The sequence below is a fragment of the Bradyrhizobium sp. USDA 4341 genome, assembly GCF_054063755.1.
Window position 1 is genome coordinate 5355013 of record NZ_JBSSGO010000002.1, and the last position, 17678, is coordinate 5372690.

Sequence of the window (17678 nt, forward strand, 5' to 3'; positions counted from 1 at the left end):
TGTTGGCTCAGGCGTGCGCCTGGGCGATCTCGGCATGAATGGCTTCGGCCGCGGCTTTCGGATCGGCGGCTTCCATCACCGGACGTCCGACCACCAGATAGTCGGCGCCGGCGGCAATGGCGCGGGCCGGCGTCATGATGCGCTTCTGGTCGCCGGTCGCCGAGCCCGCGGGGCGGATGCCCGGGGTCACCAGGTTCATCTGATCGCCCACGATCTTGCGCAGGGCGGCAGCTTCCTCGGGCGAGCTGACGAGGCCGTCGACGCCGAGCGCCTGCGCCTGCCTGGCGCGCGCCTCGACGAGATCGGAGACGTTGAGGCGATAGCCAGCTGCGTGCAGGTCGCTGTCGTCGTAAGACGTCAGCACCGTCACCGCGAGAATCTTCAGGCCGGAGCCGGCACGCGCCCCGACCGCCGCCTTCATGGTCTGCGGGTAGGCATGCACGGTGAGAAAGGTCGCGCCGAGAGCGGCGACGCTTTCGACCCCGCGCGCCACCGTGTTGCCGATGTCGTGCAGCTTGAGATCGAGGAAGACCTTCTTGCCGCTGCCCGCAAGCTGCTTCGCCAGCGCGAGGCCGCCGGCGTAACCGAGCTGATAGCCGATCTTGTAGAAGTTGACGCTGTCGCCGAGCCCGTCGATCATCGCCTCGGCGCTGGCGACCGACGGCAAATCGAGCGCCACAATCAACCGGTCTCTTGGAGCGATCTTGGCTGGCTGCATGTCACCTCACATCATGCGTTGGGAATGGTCGATCAGCTGCCGCACCAGCGCCCGCATCGTATCGACGTCGGCCGGGTGCTTCAGACGATCCATGTCGTCATAGGCCTGCTCGGCGAATGACAGCGCGAGCTGGTTCGGGATCACGGCGGCATGGCACGCCGTCAGGATCAGGCGCAGCGCCGCCAGCGCGCGCGTGCCGCCGAGCCGGTTGCCGGATGCCGCAGCTAGCGCGAAAGCGCGGCCGTGGAACACCTGGCCACGGGTCTCGTGCGGATCCTGCACGCGGCTCACCCAGTCGATCGTGTTCTTCACCAGCGCCGGCACCGAGGAATTATATTCGGGTGTCACGATCAGCACGCCATGATGGGCGCCGATCATCCGCTTCAGATTGACGGCGTGCTGCGGCACGCCCGATTTTGCCTGCAAATCGCCGTCATAGATCGGCAGCGGAAAATCGCCGAGCGAGATACGGGTGACGTCGGCCCCGAGCTGTGCGACCTCATGCGCCAGCACGGCGGCGAGCTTCGCGTTGAGCGAGCCTGATCGCAGCGATCCGGGGATCACGAGGATTTTCAGCGCGGACATTTCGAAATCGCGGTTAGGGCGCGTGCCCAGCGCGACAACGCAGGGCGATCAACCCTTGCGATACACCCAGACCCGCGCGGGCGGAAGGTTCATCCAGATCCGCTCGGACGCCTCTGTGGACACGCCGGGCAGCGACTTCGGAATCGGCGGCGCCACCGAATAGGTGAACTGGACGAACGGCGCACCGGGCGCGAGGGCCAGGAAAGCGTCGCGGACCAGCTTCAGGCGGGTCAGCATCGGCTTGGTGACCAGCGGCAGGCCGGAGACCACGGCCGAGGCCGGAGACTTCATGACGTCCCACAGCGTGTCGCGCAGCCTGTAGGCGTCGCCCTGGACCACCTTGGCCTGCGGATAGCGTTCGCGCAGCAGCGCACAGAAGCCGGGATTGTATTCAACCAGGACGAGCCGCTTTTGATCGACGCCATGCTCGATCAGCGCATTGGTGATCGCACCGGTGCCGGGTCCGAGCTCGACAACCGGTCCTTCGGCTTCGGGATCGACATATTGCGCCATGGTGCGTGCGAGCAGCCGCCCGGACGGCATCACCGCGCCCATATGCAGCGGCTTCTCGATCCATGAACGGAGAAAACGAACCTCGTCGTCGAGACGGAGGGGCTTCTTCGACGCACGCACGGACGATTGCAGAGGCATGTCGCTACCAGGCGGGACCGCGCACAATCGAGCGGTTGTCAGAAAACAGTCATAAACACGTATAGATCGAAGTCGTTACGGTCAAGCATAACGACTGCGGCTAGACGGAGCGGCTTCCGAAGAAGTCCTTGACCTTAGAGAAGAAACCCGCTGCCTCCGGTTGAGTTGCGCCGGAGGACAGTTTTTCGAACTCCATCAGCAGTTCTTGCTGCTTCTTGGTCAGATTCTGCGGCGTTTCGACCACAACCTGGACATACATGTCGCCGGTCTGGCGCGCGCGGAGCACCGGCATACCCTTTGACGCGATGCGGAATCGGCGGCTGGACTGGGTCCCGGCCGGCACCTTCACCTTGGTCTTGCTCTTGTCGATGGTCGGCACCTCGAACTCGCCGCCGAGGGCTGCGGTCACCATCGAGATCGGCACGCGGCAGTGCAGGTCGGCGCCGTCACGCTGGAAGAACTGGTGCGTGGTCAGCGACAGGAAAATGTAGAGGTCGCCGGGCGGGCCGCCGCGGACACCGGCCTCGCCTTCGCCGGCGAGACGAATACGGGTGCCGTCCTCGACCCCCGGAGGAATGTTGACCGACAGCATGCGCTCGCGCGTCACCCGGCCGGAACCGGCGCAGGAGGCGCAGGCGTCCTCGATCATCTGGCCGCGGCCCTGACAGCCGGGGCAGGTCCGCTCCAGCGTGAAGAAGCCCTGGGCCTGCCGGATACGGCCGGCGCCGCCGCAATGCGAGCAGGTCTTCGGCTTGGTGCCGGCCTTGGCGCCGGTGCCGGAGCAGGATTCGCAGGTGACCGAAACCGGAATCTCGATCTGCGCGGTCTTGCCCTGGAAGGCCTCCTCGAGCGTGATCTCCATGTTGTAGCGCAGGTCGGCACCGCGTTCGCGGCCGCCGCCGCCGCGGCGCTGCCCGGCCATGCCGAACAGGTCCTCGAAGATGTCGGAGAACGAGGAGGCGAAGCCGGCGCCGAAGCCGGGACCGCCACCGCCCATGCCCTGCTCGAAAGCGGCATGGCCGAAGCGGTCATAGGCGGCGCGCTTGTCGCCGTCCTTCAGCACTTCATAGGCTTCGTTGATTTCCTTGAACCGGACCTCGCTGGTGGCGTCGCCCGGATTCTTGTCCGGATGCCATTTCATCGCGAGCTTGCGGAAAGCCGATTTCAGCTTGGTCTCGTCCGCGTTCCGCTCGACCTCGAGGGTCTCGTAATAGCAGCGCTTGGTGGACATCCTTCAATTCCGTCCGAAGTTCGTCGCGATCGCCAAGGATTGCGCAAGGGATTGCATCAAGGATTGCGCCTGTCTGGAAGATGCAGCGATCGCCTTAAAGAAAAATGACCCCCACTCCTCCGAGACGCGTCGCGTGCTCTTTGGTGTGAGGGCCATGATCGCAAGCCCGCTTAGGCAGACTTCTTGTTGTTCTTGTCGTCGTCGACCTCGGTGAACTCCGCGTCGACAACGTCATCCTTTGCAGCGTCCTTGGCCGCATCGGCCTCGGCCTGCTGCTTGTACATGGCCTCGCCGAGCTTCATCGAAACCTGGGCCAGCGTGTTGGTCTTGGCCTTGATCGCCTCGGCGTCGTCGCCCTTCAGCGCTTCCTTGAGGTCGCTGACGGCGTCTTCGATCGCGCGACGATCGGTTTCCGGGATCTTCGAGCCGTGCTCGGCCAAAGCCTTCTCGGTCGAATGAACCAGGCCATCGGCATGGTTCTTGGCGTCGACGGCTTCGCGGCGCTTCTTGTCCTCGGCCGCATTGGCCTCGGCGTCCTTGACCATCTTGTCGATGTCGGCCTCGGACAGACCGCCGGATGCCTGGATCCGGATCTGCTGTTCCTTGCCAGTTGCCTTGTCCTTGGCCGAGACGTTGACGATGCCGTTGGCGTCGATGTCGAAAGTCACCTCGATCTGCGGCATGCCGCGCGGAGCCGGCGGAATGCCCATCAGGTCGAACTGGCCGAGCATCTTGTTGTCGGCCGCCATTTCACGCTCGCCCTGGAAGACGCGGATGGTGACGGCGCCCTGATTGTCTTCGGCCGTCGAGAACACCTGGCTCTTCTTGGTCGGGATCGTGGTGTTGCGGTCGATGATGCGGGTGAACACGCCGCCCAGCGTCTCGATGCCCAGCGACAGCGGGGTCACGTCGAGCAGCAGCACGTCCTTGACGTCGCCCTGCAGCACGCCGGCCTGGATCGCAGCGCCGATCGCGACGACTTCGTCGGGATTGACGCCCTTGTGCGGCTCCTTGCCGAAGAACTGCTTCACCACTTCCTGGATCTTCGGCATGCGGGTCATGCCGCCGACCAGCACCACTTCGCCGATCTCACCGGCGGTCAGGCCGGCATCCTTCAGCGCCTTGCGGCACGGCTCGATGGTCTTCTCGACGAGGTCGGCCACCAGCGCCTCGAACTTGGCGCGGGTCAGCTTCATCGTCAGATGCTTCGGACCGGTCTGGTCAGCCGTGATGAACGGCAGGTTGATTTCGGTCTGCGTGGTCGACGACAGCTCGATCTTGGCCTTCTCGGCGGCTTCCTTGAGGCGCTGCAAAGCGAGCTTGTCGTTGCGCAGGTTGATGCCCTGCTCCTTCTGGAACTCGTCGGCGAGATAGCCGACCAGGCGCATGTCGAAGTCTTCACCACCGAGGAAGGTGTCGCCATTGGTCGACTTCACCTCGAACACGCCGTCGCCGATCTCGAGGATCGAGACGTCGAAGGTGCCGCCGCCGAGGTCGTACACGGCGATCGTGCCGGCCTTCGTCTTGTCGAGACCGTAGGCGAGCGCGGCAGCGGTCGGCTCGTTGATGATGCGCAGCACTTCGAGGCCGGCGATCTTGCCGGCATCCTTGGTGGCCTGACGCTGCGCGTCGTTGAAATAGGCAGGAACCGTGATGACGGCCTGATCGACCTTCTGGCCGAGATGCGCCTCAGCGGTCTCCTTCATCTTCTGCAGAATGAAGGCCGAGACCTGCGAGGGCGAATAGGTCTTGCCGTCGGCTTCGACCCAGGCATCGCCGTTCGATGCTTTGACGATCTTGTAGGGAACGAGCTTCTTGTCCTTCTCGACCATCGGGTCGTCATAGCGGCGGCCAATAAGGCGCTTCACCGCAAAGAACGTACGCTCGGGATTGGTCACCGCCTGGCGCTTCGCCGGCTGTCCGACAAGGCGCTCGCCATCGTCGGTGAAAGCAACGATCGACGGCGTCGTTCGCATGCCCTCGGCATTCTCGATCACCTTGGCGTTCTTGCCATCCATCACGGCGACGCACGAATTCGTGGTGCCGAGGTCGATCCCAATGACCTTACCCATGGTTTTGATATCCTCTTTGCTACGGCAGGTTGGTTGGGCCCTGACGGCGCTCCGTACCGAACCCCCAGACGTTCACATACTCGCGATATTGCGACGGTGAGCCTGATATAGGAGAGAGGGTCCTGCCCGCAAGGACTGGACGCAACGTTGAGGCCTGAAAAGACTGACGTTTGAAAGATTGTGTCAGCCCGGCCGCGGCACCGGTTCAAGCCCAGACCGAGTTAACAAATCGGCAAGAATGCCGCCCGCCGTCGACCGCGACGTCAGCGGCGCGACGTCAGCGCTGTTGAGTGAACGCTCACAAACGTCGTATGCGAGAGCGGCGCACGGGTCGAGGGCGCGCTGTTTGGCCGCTGGCGGCCGCAGGTGGTCGTTCCTGGAAACCTCGGGAAACTGGAAAGTGCCCGCCAATCAAGGCGAAAAGCCCATGGAATCGAACCGGCTGGCCTGGAGCAGAGATTTGGCGGCCTGTTGCAGGGCCATCAAAACCGCTAAAAGCGGTCCGACTGAAGAGGCCATCCAGCCCTGCACCGGCCCCGTTGCGTGGCCACCAAGCAAAACCGGTAGATCCCCCATGACGCCTTTTCGAGTTCTCGTTGCGGTTGCCTTGCTGATTGCTGCCACCTGTCGTGGCTTTGCCGCCGACGTGGTGTTTCCGCCGGGCGCGCATGTCGGGATGAAACCGCTGGTGGGCCTCGTCCGCGCCAAATCCTTCATCGGCTTCGAAACCGAGGACCAGGGCGTCAAGGTCCTGATCGCCGACCTGCCCGCGGACGCCTACAACGAGGTCGTGACTGCCTTCAAGGCCAACCCGGCCGGCACCGGAAACATCAAGCCCGAGAGCCTCGAGACGCCGGCCGGCCTTGCCTACTACACCGTGGAGAGCGCCCGCGACGGCGCCAGCAATGTGCGGCGCTATTCCATGATCCTGCCGGGGCCGACCTTCTCCGGCTATGTCGCGGTGCAGGTGCCGGAGAACGCGGGCAAGATCTACACCGACGACGCCGTCCGGCAGATGTTCGCCTCCGCCGAAATCCGCAAGGATGTGCCGGTCGACGAGCAGCTCGCCATGATGCCGTTCAAGGTCACCGAGCTCAGCAGCTTCAAGAACATCCGCATGTTGGCGCCGGGCGCAGCGCTGCTGATGGCCGACGGCGACGACAAGGGCCTTGAGGCCAAGCCCTTCATGCTGCTCGGCGTCATCGCTTCGGCGCCGGCCACGCCCGATGATCGCGGCCGCTTTGCCCAGCAGATCGCCACCACGATCCCCGGCGTGCGCGACGGGCGGATCACCATGTCCGAACCGATCCGGATCGACGGCCAGCCCGGCTTCGAGACACGGATCGACGCGGTCAGCGGCAAGGACAACACCCCGGTGACCATCGTGCAGTGGCTGCGGTTCGGCGCACAGACATCGCTGCGGATCATCGGCAGCTCGCCGCGCACCGATTGGGAGACCGCCTTCCCACGCTTCCGCGCAGTCCGCGACGGCATCCAGCCGCGCGGCTGATCGGGCCCTTCGCAAGGCCGGTTGGAAAAATCCCACTTTCGCCGTTCGCCGAACGGAACTAGCCTCCTCGCGCGGTATCAAAGCGAGGAGGGGCGCGATGTTGGATCGACGACAGATAGTTGCAGGCCTCGGCACGTTGGCGCTTGCGACCCTGGTTCCCAGGAGCCTCTGGGCGGCTGCGATCAAGCCCGACGACGGCTCCGCGCTGCTCGTGATCGACGTCCAGAACTGCTTCCTGCCCGGCGGCAGCCTCGCGGTGAAGGACGGCGAGCAGGTGGTGCCGGTGATCAACAAGATCGCCAAGAGCTTTGCCAATGTGGTGATGACGCAGGACTGGCACACGCCGGGACACGTCTCGTTTGCCTCGGTCCATGCCGGCAAGAAGCCGTTCGAGACCATCGACCTCGCCTACGGCAAGCAGGTGCTGTGGCCCGACCACTGCGTGCAGGGCACCGACGGCGCCTCGCTGGCGAAGGATCTCGCGATCCCGCAGGCCGAGCTGATCATCCGGAAGGGCTTTCACAAGGACGTCGACAGCTACTCCGCCTTCACTGAAGCCGACGGCAAGACCACCACGGGGCTCGCCGCCTATCTGAAGGCGCGCAATGTCGAGCGGGTTTTCGTGGCCGGGCTCGCCACCGATTTCTGCGTGGCATGGACCGCGCTCGATGCGCGCAAGGCCGGCTTCGAAACCTATGTCGTGGAGGACGCCTGTCGCGGCATCGACACCCAGGGATCGCTCGCCAAGGCCTGGACCGACATGGACAAGGCCGGCGTCAAGAGGATCCAGTCGTCCGATATCGCGTAAGTCGCGGCCTCGCGTGAGATTCGCATGGCCGAGTTTGCGCCGCCCGTCGCATTTGAATTCGTGCAGCGCGCACCATCGCCGCGCACCGCGGGACTGATTGCTGCGATGACCGGCTATCGCGAGACCGCGGCCGGCCGGTTCGCGCAGCGGCAGACCGCACCGCTGATCGTCCCGCTGATCATCAGCTTCGGCTCCCCATTCCTGATCGCGCTCGGGCGCGAGCCTGAAGCGAGCGACCGCCAGCAGAGCTTTGCTGCCGGTCTCTATGCGGGACCGGTCTACATCGAGTCCGATGGCCACGCCGCCTGCGTGCAGGTGGATTTCACCCCGCTTGGTGCTTACAGCTTCTTCGGCGGCGCCGTGACCGAGCTTGCCGGACGCATGATCGAACTCGAGGACGTGCTGGGGCATGATGGCCGTCATCTGCGCGAACAGCTCGGCGCTATGTCGTGCTGGCAGCGCCGCTTCGACCTGATCGAGGCGTTCGTGCTTCGCCGCGCCGGCCACACGCCGTCTCCCGAAATCGCGTTCGCCTATCGACGATTGGCGCGTTCGGCCGGCGCCATCAGCATCACGGCACTGGCCGGCGAGATCGGCTGGAGCCGCAAGCATCTGGTCGGCCGGTTTCGATCCGAGCTCGGCCTCGCGCCCAAATCGCTGGCGCGCATGATGCGGTTTCATCGGGCGAGCCGGCTTGCGCAAAGCGGATCCAGGCTCGGCTGGGCGGGGATCGCGGCGGAAAGCGGCTATGCCGACCAGGCCCACCTCGCCCGCGAATTCGTCGAATTCGCTGGCGAACCGCCAACAGCCTGGGCGCGCCGCCAGGCGCTGACCGGTGGCCGGCTGGTTCGTTCCGAGGACTGGTAACAAACCTTCAAGCCGAAGCCGCATCGACTCGTGCAGGATGGCACTATCAGCCAAGGAGGCCTGTGACATGACGCACGACATCGAACCCCCGCGCATCTACCCGACCCTGCGCTGCAAGGACGCCGAGGCGATGATCGGCTGGCTCAAGACGGTGATCGGATTCACCGAGCACGTGGTCTACCGCGACGGCGGCGTGATCCACCACGCCGAGCTCGCTTACGGTTCCTCGATGCTGATGCTGGGGCAGAGCCGCGACGATGCCTATGGCAGGCTGGTCGGCGATGTCACCGGCCGCCGCACCGATTCAATCTACATCGCCGTCGACGATCCCGACGCCCTGCATGCGAAGGCCCGGGCGGCGGGTGCCAAGATCGAAATGGAACTGCGTGACACCGACTATGGCAGCCGCGATTTCGCCTGCCGTGACCCGGAAGGAAATCTCTGGAGCTTCGGCACCTATTGGCCGAAGGCTCATGAGAAGCCGCTGCCGTGACACGACAGCAGCAAGCTCACGGCTTCAGGGCCGGCGTCGAAGCGATCAGACCGTGATGTCGGCGCTCGGAGCGGCCTTGGCGCCGCCCTTGGAGACGCCGACCAGCGCCGGACGCAGGATGCGGTCGCCGATCATGTAGCCGGCCTGCACGACCTGCACCACCGTGCCCGACGGCACCGAGGTGTCAGGCACCTCGAACATCGCCTGCTGGAAGTTCGGATCGAACTTCTCGCCGATCGGATCGAACTTCTTGACGCCGTTCTTCTCCAGCGCGTTGAGCAGCGACCGCTCGGTCAGCTCGACGCCTTCGATCAGCGCCTTCAGGCCGGGATCGGCGGATTCCTTGGTCTCGGCCGGCACGGCATCGATCGCGCGCTGCAGATTGTCGGCGATATCGAGCACGTCGCGGGCGAAGCCGGTGATGCCGTAGGTCTTGGCGTCGGCAACCTCGCGGCGGGTGCGCTGACGGAGGTTCTCCATCTCGGCCAGCGTGCGCAGCGTGCGGTCCTTCGCCTCGGCGAGTTCCTTGGCCAGCGCCTCGGCCGATCCCACCTCGGGATCGTCAGGCATGATGTAGGGCTTCGAGACCACGGGTTCACCCGTCGGCGCCGAATTCTCGGTGTTGTCATTGGCCCGGTTCGGATCGGTCATGGCTTGCCTTCTCGAAAACTCGCGTCGGTTCAAATCTTGGGGATTGCTGCCCGGGATATCGTGCTTTGAGCGGCGAAAATCAAGCGCAACATACCGGCTTCGGGAACAGGGACCTCCGGCTTGAGCAACGAAAACCCGTCAAATGAAAGCGAAATCCGCTCCGGTCAGCCGCCCAGCATCTTGCTGACGATGCGCGCGGCATAATCCACGGTCGGAATCACCCGCGCATAGTTCAGCCGCGTCGGTCCGATCACGCCAAGCACGCCGACGATCCGGCCCTGGGCGTCGCCATAGGGCGCGATAATGGTCGAGGAACCCGACAGCGAGAACAGCTTGTTCTCCGAGCCGATGAAGATCCGCACACCCTCGCCGCGCTCGGCACGGCCGAGCAGATCGATCACGCCGCGCTTGGTCTCGAGATCGTCGAACAGCGACTTGATCCGCTCGAGATCGTCCAGCGCATGCAGATCCTCGAGCAGATTGGCGTGGCCGCGCACGATCAGCTGGCGGTCCTCGCTCTCGCCGCCTGACCAGCTCGCGATGCCGGCCGCGACAACCTTTTGCGTGAGCTGATCGAGTTCGGCGCGGTTTTGCGTCAATGCGGTCTCAAGCTCGAGCCGCGCTTCGGCCAGCGTCCGGCCGCGGATCCGCGCATTGAGGAAATTGGTCGCTTCGATCAGGGCGGAGGAGGGAACGCCCGGCGGCAATGCCAGCACACGGTTTTCGACCTGGCCGTCTTCGCCGACCAGCACGACCAGCGCCTTCTCGGGCTCCAGCCGCACGAATTCGATGTGCTTCAGCCGCGCGTTCGACTTCTGCGTCAGCACCACCGCCGCCGCGCGGGTCAGCCCCGACAGCCGCGTCAACGCTTCGCCCAGCGCCGCCTCGACCGATTGCGCACGGCCGACCGCAGCCAGCTGGGTCTGGATCGATTGCCGCTCGGCCTCGGTGAGGTCGCCGACCTGCATGAGCGCGTCGACGAAGAAACGCAGGCCGAGTTCGGTCGGCAGCCGGCCCGCCGAGGTGTGCGGCGCATAGATCAGGCCGAGCTGCTCGAGGTCCGACATCACGTTGCGGACCGAGGCCGGCGACAGCGGTAATGCGATCAGGCGCGAGATGTTGCGCGAACCGACCGGCTCGCCGGTCGCGAGATAGCTTTCGACGATTTGACGAAAAATGTCGCGCGAACGCTCGTTGAGCTGGGCGAGCCCGGCATGCGGCGCGATCAGGCCTATCGGATCGTGGTGCGTCACACTCCAGTCCTTCACAATGGCTACCTAATCTGTCGCTCCCGGAGGCCGGTGACAAGCATGCATTGGGCTCCCCGGCACCGAACCATGCCGGGGCCGAAAACCCTTGCCGCTGCCGCTTCCCCCTCCTACAAGCACGCCCAACCCACTTTCTCGGAATTCTGGAGGATTTCCAATGCGGCCAAGCCGCCGTGCGCCCGATGAACTGCGTCCTGTGTCGCTGGAACGCGGCGTCGTCAAATATGCCGAGGGTTCCTGCATGGTGAAGTTCGGCGACACCCATGTGCTGGTGACCGCCACGCTGGAAGAGCGGTTGCCGCCATGGCTGAAGGGCCAGGGCCGCGGCTGGGTCACCGCCGAATACGGCATGTTGCCGCGCGCCACCCTGGAACGCACCCGCCGCGAGGCCTCCGCCGGCAAGCAGGGCGGCCGCACGGTCGAGATCCAGCGGCTGATCGGTCGCTCGCTGCGCGCGGCCGTCGACCTCGAGGCGCTCGGCGAGCGCCAGATCACGGTCGATTGCGACGTCATCCAGGCCGATGGCGGCACCCGCACCGCCTCGATCACCGGTGCCTGGGTGGCGCTGGCCGACTGCATCAACTGGATGAAGACCCGCAACATGCTGAAGACCAACGTGTTGCGCGACAACGTGGCGGCGATCTCCTGCGGCATCTACCAGGGCACGCCGGTGCTCGATCTCGACTATGCCGAGGACTCCGAGGCCGACACCGACGCTAATTTCGTCATGACCGGCGACGGCCGCATCATCGAGGTGCAGGGCACCGCCGAGAAGACGCCGTTCTCGGAAGGTGAATTCCTGGCGCTGATGGCCCTGGCGCGCAAAGGTGTCGCGCGTCTGGTCGACTTGCAAAAGATCGCGGTGGCGTAGTCAGATTGGTCATGCACCGCCGAATCACCGGAAGGCTCGTCATCGCCACCCATAATCCCGGCAAGCTTGCCGAGATGCGGGAACTGCTGGCGCCGCACGGCGTGGAGGCGGTGTCGGCCGGCGATCTCGGTCTCGCCGAGCCCGAGGAGACCGGCGACAGCTTTCGCGCCAATGCGGCAATCAAGGCCATCGCGGCCGCGAAGGCGACGGGATTGCCGGCCTTCGCCGACGATTCCGGCCTCGTGGTCGACGCGCTCGACGGCGCGCCCGGGATCTACTCGGCGCGCTGGGCCGGCGAGGGCAAGGACTTCATGGCGGCGATGACGCGGATCGAGCGCCTGCTGCAGGAGCGCGGCGCCATCGCGCCGGACCAGCGCAACGCGCACTTCGTCTCCGCGCTGTGCGTGGCCTGGCCCGACGATCACCTCGAAGAGGTCGAGGCCCGCGCCGACGGAACCCTGGTCTGGCCGCCGCGCGGCACCGCCGGATTCGGTTATGATCCGGCTTTCCTGCCCGACGGGTATACGCGGACCTTTGGCGAGATGAGCAGTATCGAGAAGCACGGCCTGCCGCCGCTCGGACTCGGCCTGTCGCATCGCGCCCGCGCCTTCGTGAAGCTCGCGGAGATCTGCCTTGAGCCACGCTGAACGAGAAGCTTTCGGCGTCTACGTGCACTGGCCGTTCTGCCTGTCGAAATGCCCGTATTGCGATTTCAACAGCCACGTCCGGCACGCGCCGGTCGACGAAGCGCGCTTCGTGCGCGCGTTCGCCCGCGAGATCGAGACCACCGCCGCGCGGGTGCCGGGACGCGAAGTGTCTTCGATCTTCCTCGGCGGCGGCACGCCTTCGCTGATGCAGCCGCAGACCGTCGGCGCCGTGCTCGATGCGATCGGCAAGCACTGGCAGGTCTCGCGCGATGTCGAGGTGACGCTCGAGGCCAATCCGACCAGCGTCGAGGCGACGCGCTTTCGCGGCTATCGCGCAGCCGGCGTCAATCGCGTCTCGCTCGGCGTACAGGCACTGGACGATGCTTCGCTGAAGGCATTGGGCCGCTTGCATACCGCGCGCGAGGCGCTCGACGCGGTTGCGATCGCGCGCTCCGCGTTCGACCGTTACTCGTTCGATCTGATCTACGCGCGGCCCGACCAGACGCCCCAGATGTGGGCCGATGAATTGAAGCAGGCGATCTCGGAAGCGGCCGAGCATCTGTCGCTCTATCAGCTCACGATCGAGGAAGGCACGCCGTTCTTCGGGCTGCATGCCGCCGGCAAATTGCAGACCCCGGATGAAGCGACCGCGCGCGCGCTCTACGACGTGACGCAGGAGGTCTGCACCCGCGAGGGATTGCCGGCCTACGAGATCTCCAACCACGCCCGCACCGGCGCCGAGTGCAAGCACAACCTCGTCTATTGGCGCGGCGAGCAATATGCCGGCATCGGCCCCGGCGCGCATGGAAGGCTCGACATCGACGGCGTCAGGCACGCGACCGCGACCGAGCGGCGCCCCGAGGCCTGGCTGTTGAACGTCGAGGAGCGCGGTCATGGCGTCGTCACCGACGACAGCCTCAACAGCGAAGAGCGCGCCGACGAATTCCTCTTGATGGGGCTGCGGCTCGCCGAAGGTATCGATCCCACGCGCTATGCGAAGCTCGCCGGCCGAAAGCTTGATCCGCACCGGATCGCGATGCTGCGCGAGGAAGGCGCGATCGCCGTCGATGCCGACGGTCGGCTGCGCGTGACCAAGTCGGGATTCCCGGTGCTCGACGCGGTCGTCGCGGATCTCGCCGCCTAGAGCCTATCCCGCTCCGATTGAATCGGAACGGGGCTCTAGATTCTTGTTTTGACGCGTTTTCTTCACGCGAACCGGTATCCACCTCGCTCGAGAACGCTCAAGGTGCACGCTGCCAAAATATGGAAAAACAACCCCATGCAAAGTGGCTGGCGGGTTCCGGCGCTCGACAAGGCAGCTTGACCGCCTGACGAAAATTAAGCGCCAAAGCTCTTCGGCGAGCCGGCGACCGGCGTGCCGCCGCCGGACACCACCTTCATGACGGCAAGGCCGCGTTCATTGGTGCCGTCGGAGCGGAAACGGAACAGACCGTCGATCCCGGCAAAGCCGGATGGATTGGTCAGCGTCTCCGGCGCAAAGCGCTGCGCGCCCTGGGTGCGCGCCAACGCCGCCATCAGCGCCACGGCGTCATAGGCAAGCGTTGCGGTGCGCACCGGCTCGCCGCCGTATTTGGCGCGATAGCGGCCGGCGAAGCTGCGGAAACCGGACGGATCGGGCGCGGCGTAGAGGCCGCCCTGCAGGACCGGGCTCGCGAACACCCGCGGATTGTCCCAAAGCCCGGTGCCGAGCAGCTGGATGTTGCGCAGATTGGCACCCGCTGCGGTCAGCGCGTCAGCGGTCGCCACCACCGAATCGCCGTCGTCGGCGAGCAGCAGCGCATCGGCTTGGCCCAGCGCCTGGGCCACGGTCCGCGCCGGCGTTGCGCGATCGGCGCCATATTTCTCGAATGCGACGACGCGGCCGTTCTTGCGGCCGACCGCCTGCTTGAATGCGGCCTCGACCACGTTGCCATAGGCGTTATCCGGCACCATCGCGGCGAACGAGCGCTTTCCGATCCCGGCGGAGTAGTCGACGATCCGATTGATGTCGGACTCCGGCAGGAAACTCAGCAGATAGACGCCGTGCCCGGCGACGCTCGAATCGGTGGAGAATGCGATCACCGACGTTCCGCGCGGCCGCGTCAGCTGCGCGGTGGCGGGCACGGAGCCCGCGAACAGCGGCCCCAGAATGATCTCGGCGCCCTCGGACAGCGCCTGCTGGGTGCCCTGCGCCGCGCCCTGCGGGCTGCCGCCATCGTCCTTGATCAGGAGCTGAATGTTCGGGTTCTGAAATTCCGCGAGCGCCATTTCGGCGGCGTTCCGCATCGATTGCGCGGCGAGCCCGGCATTGCCGGAGGCCGACAGCGGCAGGATCAGTCCGATCTTGACCTGCCCCGTGCCGACCGCCTGCGGCTGTTGCGGCGGGCCGGCCGGACCGGCTTCCTGGTTGCCGCTGAAAGGGCTGGAAAACTGGCTCAGGCTCTGCTGGACGCCGGAACAGGCGCTCAGCAACGGCGCGCCCACGAGCAGACCAAGCGCGGTTCGCCGGGTCGTGCCCGACGGCGGGGACGTGCGGTGATGCGGGCCTGCCATCGTCTCTCTTCTCTTGACCGACCAGGATCGGCCAGGACTCCATCCAGCTCTGATGAGGCGGGTGGATTCAGGCATATTGTCGGCGAATAGTTAACTAAAACAAAAGGATTATGGCCTCGCGGCGCCGTTGCCGCGGCTCCCGTTTCCCTCGGCAACCGCCTACCGTCATCGCGGTTTCCGGATGTGGCGCAAGTGCTGCCATCCCTCTAGAGCCTATCCCGTTCCGATTGAATCGGAACGGGGCTCTAGTTTCTTGTTTTGACGCGTTTTCTTCACGCGAACCGGTATCCACTTCGCTCGAAAACGCTCTAGATTGCCATTATGCGCGCAAAAGCCAGTTCCCTCCACCATTCCGATGCCACGACAGGCACAGCGGCCAGGACCTTTTCGATCGCCGGCCAGCAGCTGGCGGCGCCAAAGGCCGCGCCCGGGCTCCATCTGGTGGCGACCCCGATCGGCAACCTCGGCGACATCACCCTGCGCGCGCTGGAAACGCTGGCGGGCGTCGACGTCATCGCCTGCGAGGACACGAGGATCACGCGCCGGCTGACCGAACGTTACGCAATCACCGCCGAGCTGGCGCTCTATCACGAGCACAACGCGGCCCAGGCCCGGCCCAAGATCCTCGAGCGATTGGCGCAGGGCGCCTCGATCGCACTGGTCTCGGACGCCGGCACGCCGCTGATCTCCGATCCCGGCTTCAAGCTGGTGCGCGACGTCTGCGCCGCCGGGCATGCCGTCATCGCGGTGCCGGGGCCATCGTCGGTGCTATCAGCGCTGTCGGTTGCGGCGCTGCCGACCGACCGGTTCTTCTTCGAGGGATTTTTGCCGGCGAAGGAGCACGCGCGCCGCGCGCGGCTTACCGAGCTTGCCCGGATCGATGCGACGCTCGTGATGTTCGAATCGGGCAATCGCGTGCAGGACACGCTGCGCGATCTCGTCGCGATCATGGGCGGGCGCGATGCGGCGATCTGTCGCGAGCTGACCAAACTGCACGAGGAGGTCAAGCGCGCGCCGGTGGCCGAGCTTGCGGCCAACGCGGACGCGCTGGAGACGCGCGGCGAGTTCGTGCTCGTGATTGGACCGCCGGCCGATGATGCCGGGGTGATGGGCCAGGATGCGCTCGACGATCTCCTGCGCGGGCAGCTCGCCCGCGGCAGCGTCAAGGATGCGGTGGCCCACGCGGTCGAGCTGTCGGGCAGGCCGCGCCGCGAGGTCTATGCGCGCGCCCTCGAGCTCGCGAAGACCATCGGGGACGGCGATGGCGAAGACTGACAGCGCCTCGCCCGAACGCGTCGCCGCGTTCCGCACCGGCATCTCGGCCGAGAGCCGCGCCGCGGCGCTTCTGATCGCCAAGGGCTATCGCATCCTGGCAAGGCGCTTCCGCACGCCCTATGGCGAGATCGACCTCGTTGCGCGCCGGCGCAATCTCGTCGCCTTCGTCGAGGTCAAGGCCCGTGCCAGCCTCGACGACGCCGCCTATGCGGTGACGCCGCGCCAGCAGCAGCGCATCGTCAATGCCGCCCAGGCCTGGCTGATGGCGCATCCCGAACATGCCGAATTTGATCTCAGATTCGACGCCGTTCTGATTGCGCCGAAGAGCCTGCCGCGCCATCTGTTAGCGGCATTCGACGCAAGCCCTTAAAGTTACCCTCAGACCTCGCGGGACACGCTTATGAAATTGAAGATCGCCGTCCAGATGGATCCCATCGCGCGCATCAACATCCGCGGCGATTCGACTTTTGCGCTGCTGCTCGAGGCGCAGAAGCGCGGCCACGGCATTTCCTATTACACGCCCGACAAGCTGTCGCTGCGCGGCGGGGAGCTGGTGGCGTCGGTGCAGCCTCTCACCGTGCGCGACGAGGTCGGCGATCACTTCACGCTGGGCGAGCCGAAGCGGGAGGCCCTCAACGGCTTCGACGTCGTGCTGCTGCGGCAGGATCCGCCGTTCGATCTCGCCTACATCACCTCGACGCACTTTTTGGAGCGGATCCATCCGAAGACCCTGGTCGTCAACGATCCGGCCAGCGTGCGCAACGCGCCGGAGAAGCTGTTCGTGATGAATTTCCCGCAGCTGATGCCGCCGACCCTGATCTCGCGCGACCTCGACGAGATCAACGCCTTCCGCGACCAGCACGGCGCCGTCGTCATGAAACCGTTGCACGGCCATGGCGGCGCCGCGGTCTTCCGCGTGATGCCGCAGGACATGAACTTCGGCTCGCTGTTCGACATGTTCTCGGTCACCTTCAAGGAGCCCTGGGTGATTCAGCGCTTCCTCCCCGAGGTGAAGCATGGCGACAAGCGCATCATCCTGGTCGACGGCGAATTCGCCGGCGCGGTCAACCGCGTGCCTGCGGCCGACGATCTGCGCTCCAACATGGTGCGGGGCGGTGCGGCCAAGGCGACCGAGCTCTCGGATCGCGAGCGCGAAATCTGCGCCACGCTTGGACCTGCGCTGCGCGAGCGCGGCCTGCTGTTCGTCGGCATCGACGTGATCGACGGCAATTTGACCGAGATCAACGTCACCTCGCCGACCGGCATCCGCGCCATTCAGCGGCTCAATGGCCCCGATGTCGCAGCGATGATCTGGGATACCATCGAGAAGAAGCGCGCCGCGAAATAATCCTCCTCCCTTGTGCGCTGCACAGGCTGGCTGAGATTTAGCCAGCGTACGAGCGCGCGTGCGTTCGCCTTATTCTTCTTGCCAGCTTGCGCGGGCGAAGGCAGCATCCTCTTGCCTGCGTCAGGTCAAG

18 protein-coding genes are annotated in these 17678 nt (G+C 65.5%); 10 read left to right on the plus strand and 8 right to left on the minus strand.

The genetic code is table 11. The features are described from left to right. Positions 1-7: 7 nt before the first annotated feature. The 5 genes from pyrF to dnaK all read right to left on the minus strand — a co-directional run bounded on the left by pyrF (position 8) and on the right by dnaK (position 5257). Positions 8-718 carry an orotidine-5'-phosphate decarboxylase gene (gene pyrF, locus ACVIGB_RS31390; RefSeq protein WP_456719756.1) on the minus strand — a complete coding sequence of 237 codons (711 nt, stop codon included), beginning with the start codon at positions 716-718 and terminating at the stop codon, positions 8-10. A 6-nt stretch (positions 719-724) separates the two neighbouring features. Then, positions 725-1303 (minus strand): NADPH-dependent FMN reductase, encoded by a 579-nt coding sequence (locus ACVIGB_RS31395; protein WP_456719755.1) that lies wholly within the window; start codon positions 1301-1303, stop codon positions 725-727. A 48-nt stretch (positions 1304-1351) separates the two neighbouring features. Then, complete coding sequence (locus ACVIGB_RS31400) at positions 1352-1954, minus strand: class I SAM-dependent methyltransferase (protein WP_092120946.1); 603 nt, start codon at positions 1952-1954, stop codon at positions 1352-1354. Between the two features lie 100 nt (positions 1955-2054). Beyond that, positions 2055-3185 carry a molecular chaperone DnaJ gene (dnaJ, locus tag ACVIGB_RS31405; protein WP_456719754.1) on the minus strand — a complete coding sequence of 377 codons (1131 nt, stop codon included), beginning with the start codon at positions 3183-3185 and terminating at the stop codon, positions 2055-2057. A 170-nt stretch (positions 3186-3355) separates the two neighbouring features. Beyond that, on the minus strand, positions 3356-5257 hold the full coding sequence (dnaK, locus tag ACVIGB_RS31410; RefSeq protein ID WP_092120953.1) for a molecular chaperone DnaK: 1902 nt from the start codon (positions 5255-5257) through the stop codon (positions 3356-3358). Between the two features lie 574 nt (positions 5258-5831). On the opposite strand from dnaK, the gene ACVIGB_RS31415 reads away from it, so the two are divergent. From ACVIGB_RS31415 to ACVIGB_RS31430, 4 genes are all read left to right on the plus strand, one after another. Then, on the plus strand, positions 5832-6767 hold the full coding sequence (locus ACVIGB_RS31415) for a hypothetical protein (protein WP_456719753.1): 936 nt from the start codon (positions 5832-5834) through the stop codon (positions 6765-6767). A gap of 97 nt (positions 6768-6864) precedes the next feature. Next, positions 6865-7575, plus strand: a complete 711-nt coding sequence (pncA, locus tag ACVIGB_RS31420; RefSeq protein ID WP_456719752.1) for a bifunctional nicotinamidase/pyrazinamidase — start codon at positions 6865-6867, stop codon at positions 7573-7575. Positions 7576-7599: 24 nt separating this feature from the next. Further along, on the plus strand, positions 7600-8442 hold the full coding sequence (locus ACVIGB_RS31425) for a helix-turn-helix domain-containing protein (RefSeq protein WP_456719751.1): 843 nt from the start codon (positions 7600-7602) through the stop codon (positions 8440-8442). A 67-nt stretch (positions 8443-8509) separates the two neighbouring features. Next, complete coding sequence (locus ACVIGB_RS31430; RefSeq protein ID WP_092120965.1) at positions 8510-8935, plus strand: VOC family protein; 426 nt, start codon at positions 8510-8512, stop codon at positions 8933-8935. Between the two features lie 45 nt (positions 8936-8980). Here ACVIGB_RS31430 and grpE read toward each other — a convergent pair whose 3' ends face one another. Both grpE and hrcA read right to left on the minus strand, forming a co-directional pair. Further along, the gene (gene grpE / locus ACVIGB_RS31435; protein WP_092120968.1) at positions 8981-9586 is read right to left on the minus strand and encodes a nucleotide exchange factor GrpE; all 606 of its coding nucleotides are present in this window, start codon (positions 9584-9586) and stop codon (positions 8981-8983) included. Between the two features lie 164 nt (positions 9587-9750). After that, complete coding sequence (gene hrcA, locus ACVIGB_RS31440; protein ID WP_173639821.1) at positions 9751-10839, minus strand: heat-inducible transcriptional repressor HrcA; 1089 nt, start codon at positions 10837-10839, stop codon at positions 9751-9753. A 172-nt stretch (positions 10840-11011) separates the two neighbouring features. Between hrcA and rph the strand changes: the two genes are divergently transcribed. From rph to hemW, 3 genes are read left to right on the plus strand one after another with little or no spacing between them, the layout of a single operon-like run. Beyond that, positions 11012-11725, plus strand: coding sequence for a ribonuclease PH (gene rph, locus ACVIGB_RS31445; protein ID WP_016841497.1), 714 nt, complete (start codon positions 11012-11014; stop codon positions 11723-11725). A gap of 11 nt (positions 11726-11736) precedes the next feature. Further along, positions 11737-12372, plus strand: a complete 636-nt coding sequence (gene rdgB, locus ACVIGB_RS31450) for an RdgB/HAM1 family non-canonical purine NTP pyrophosphatase (RefSeq protein WP_456719750.1) — start codon at positions 11737-11739, stop codon at positions 12370-12372. Continuing rightward, entirely contained in the window at positions 12359-13516 is a 1158-nt protein-coding gene (gene hemW, locus ACVIGB_RS31455; protein ID WP_456719749.1) for a radical SAM family heme chaperone HemW, read from the plus strand. The genes rdgB and hemW overlap by 14 nt, the downstream gene beginning before the upstream one ends. Before the next feature lie 194 nt (positions 13517-13710). On the opposite strand, the gene ACVIGB_RS31460 is transcribed toward hemW, so the two are convergent. After that, positions 13711-14925, minus strand: coding sequence for a penicillin-binding protein activator (locus ACVIGB_RS31460; RefSeq protein WP_456719748.1), 1215 nt, complete (start codon positions 14923-14925; stop codon positions 13711-13713). Between the two features lie 321 nt (positions 14926-15246). Between ACVIGB_RS31460 and rsmI the strand changes: the two genes are divergently transcribed. From rsmI to gshB, 3 genes are read left to right on the plus strand one after another with little or no spacing between them, the layout of a single operon-like run. Further along, the gene (gene rsmI / locus ACVIGB_RS31465; RefSeq protein WP_456719747.1) at positions 15247-16200 is read left to right on the plus strand and encodes a 16S rRNA (cytidine(1402)-2'-O)-methyltransferase; all 954 of its coding nucleotides are present in this window, start codon (positions 15247-15249) and stop codon (positions 16198-16200) included. Next, positions 16187-16570: a YraN family protein gene (locus ACVIGB_RS31470; protein ID WP_176534543.1), complete on the plus strand. Its 384-nt coding sequence runs from the start codon at positions 16187-16189 to the stop codon at positions 16568-16570. The genes rsmI and ACVIGB_RS31470 overlap by 14 nt, the downstream gene beginning before the upstream one ends. Before the next feature lie 30 nt (positions 16571-16600). Next, positions 16601-17548, plus strand: a complete 948-nt coding sequence (gshB, locus tag ACVIGB_RS31475; protein WP_456719746.1) for a glutathione synthase — start codon at positions 16601-16603, stop codon at positions 17546-17548. The last annotated feature ends 130 nt before the right edge of the window (positions 17549-17678 follow it).

Bases quoted from the DNA above. Each gene is read 5' to 3' on its own strand.
- pyrF (WP_456719756.1), bottom strand. From the start codon at position 718: ATGCAGCCAGCCAAGATCGCTCCAAGAGACCGGTTGATTGTGGCGCTC.
- ACVIGB_RS31395 (WP_456719755.1), bottom strand. From the start codon at position 1,303: ATGTCCGCGCTGAAAATCCTCGTGATCCCCGGATCGCTGCGATCAGGC.
- ACVIGB_RS31400 (WP_092120946.1), bottom strand. From the start codon at position 1,954: ATGCCTCTGCAATCGTCCGTGCGTGCGTCGAAGAAGCCCCTCCGTCTC.
- dnaJ (WP_456719754.1), bottom strand. From the start codon at position 3,185: ATGTCCACCAAGCGCTGCTATTACGAGACCCTCGAGGTCGAGCGGAAC.
- dnaK (WP_092120953.1), bottom strand. From the start codon at position 5,257: ATGGGTAAGGTCATTGGGATCGACCTCGGCACCACGAATTCGTGCGTC.
- ACVIGB_RS31415 (WP_456719753.1), top strand. From the start codon at position 5,832: ATGACGCCTTTTCGAGTTCTCGTTGCGGTTGCCTTGCTGATTGCTGCC.
- pncA (WP_456719752.1), top strand. From the start codon at position 6,865: ATGTTGGATCGACGACAGATAGTTGCAGGCCTCGGCACGTTGGCGCTT.
- ACVIGB_RS31425 (WP_456719751.1), top strand. From the start codon at position 7,600: ATGGCCGAGTTTGCGCCGCCCGTCGCATTTGAATTCGTGCAGCGCGCA.
- ACVIGB_RS31430 (WP_092120965.1), top strand. From the start codon at position 8,510: ATGACGCACGACATCGAACCCCCGCGCATCTACCCGACCCTGCGCTGC.
- grpE (WP_092120968.1), bottom strand. From the start codon at position 9,586: ATGACCGATCCGAACCGGGCCAATGACAACACCGAGAATTCGGCGCCG.
- rph (WP_016841497.1), top strand. From the start codon at position 11,012: ATGCGGCCAAGCCGCCGTGCGCCCGATGAACTGCGTCCTGTGTCGCTG.
- rdgB (WP_456719750.1), top strand. From the start codon at position 11,737: ATGCACCGCCGAATCACCGGAAGGCTCGTCATCGCCACCCATAATCCC.
- ACVIGB_RS31460 (WP_456719748.1), bottom strand. From the start codon at position 14,925: ATGGCAGGCCCGCATCACCGCACGTCCCCGCCGTCGGGCACGACCCGG.
- rsmI (WP_456719747.1), top strand. From the start codon at position 15,247: ATGCGCGCAAAAGCCAGTTCCCTCCACCATTCCGATGCCACGACAGGC.
- ACVIGB_RS31470 (WP_176534543.1), top strand. From the start codon at position 16,187: ATGGCGAAGACTGACAGCGCCTCGCCCGAACGCGTCGCCGCGTTCCGC.
- gshB (WP_456719746.1), top strand. From the start codon at position 16,601: ATGAAATTGAAGATCGCCGTCCAGATGGATCCCATCGCGCGCATCAAC.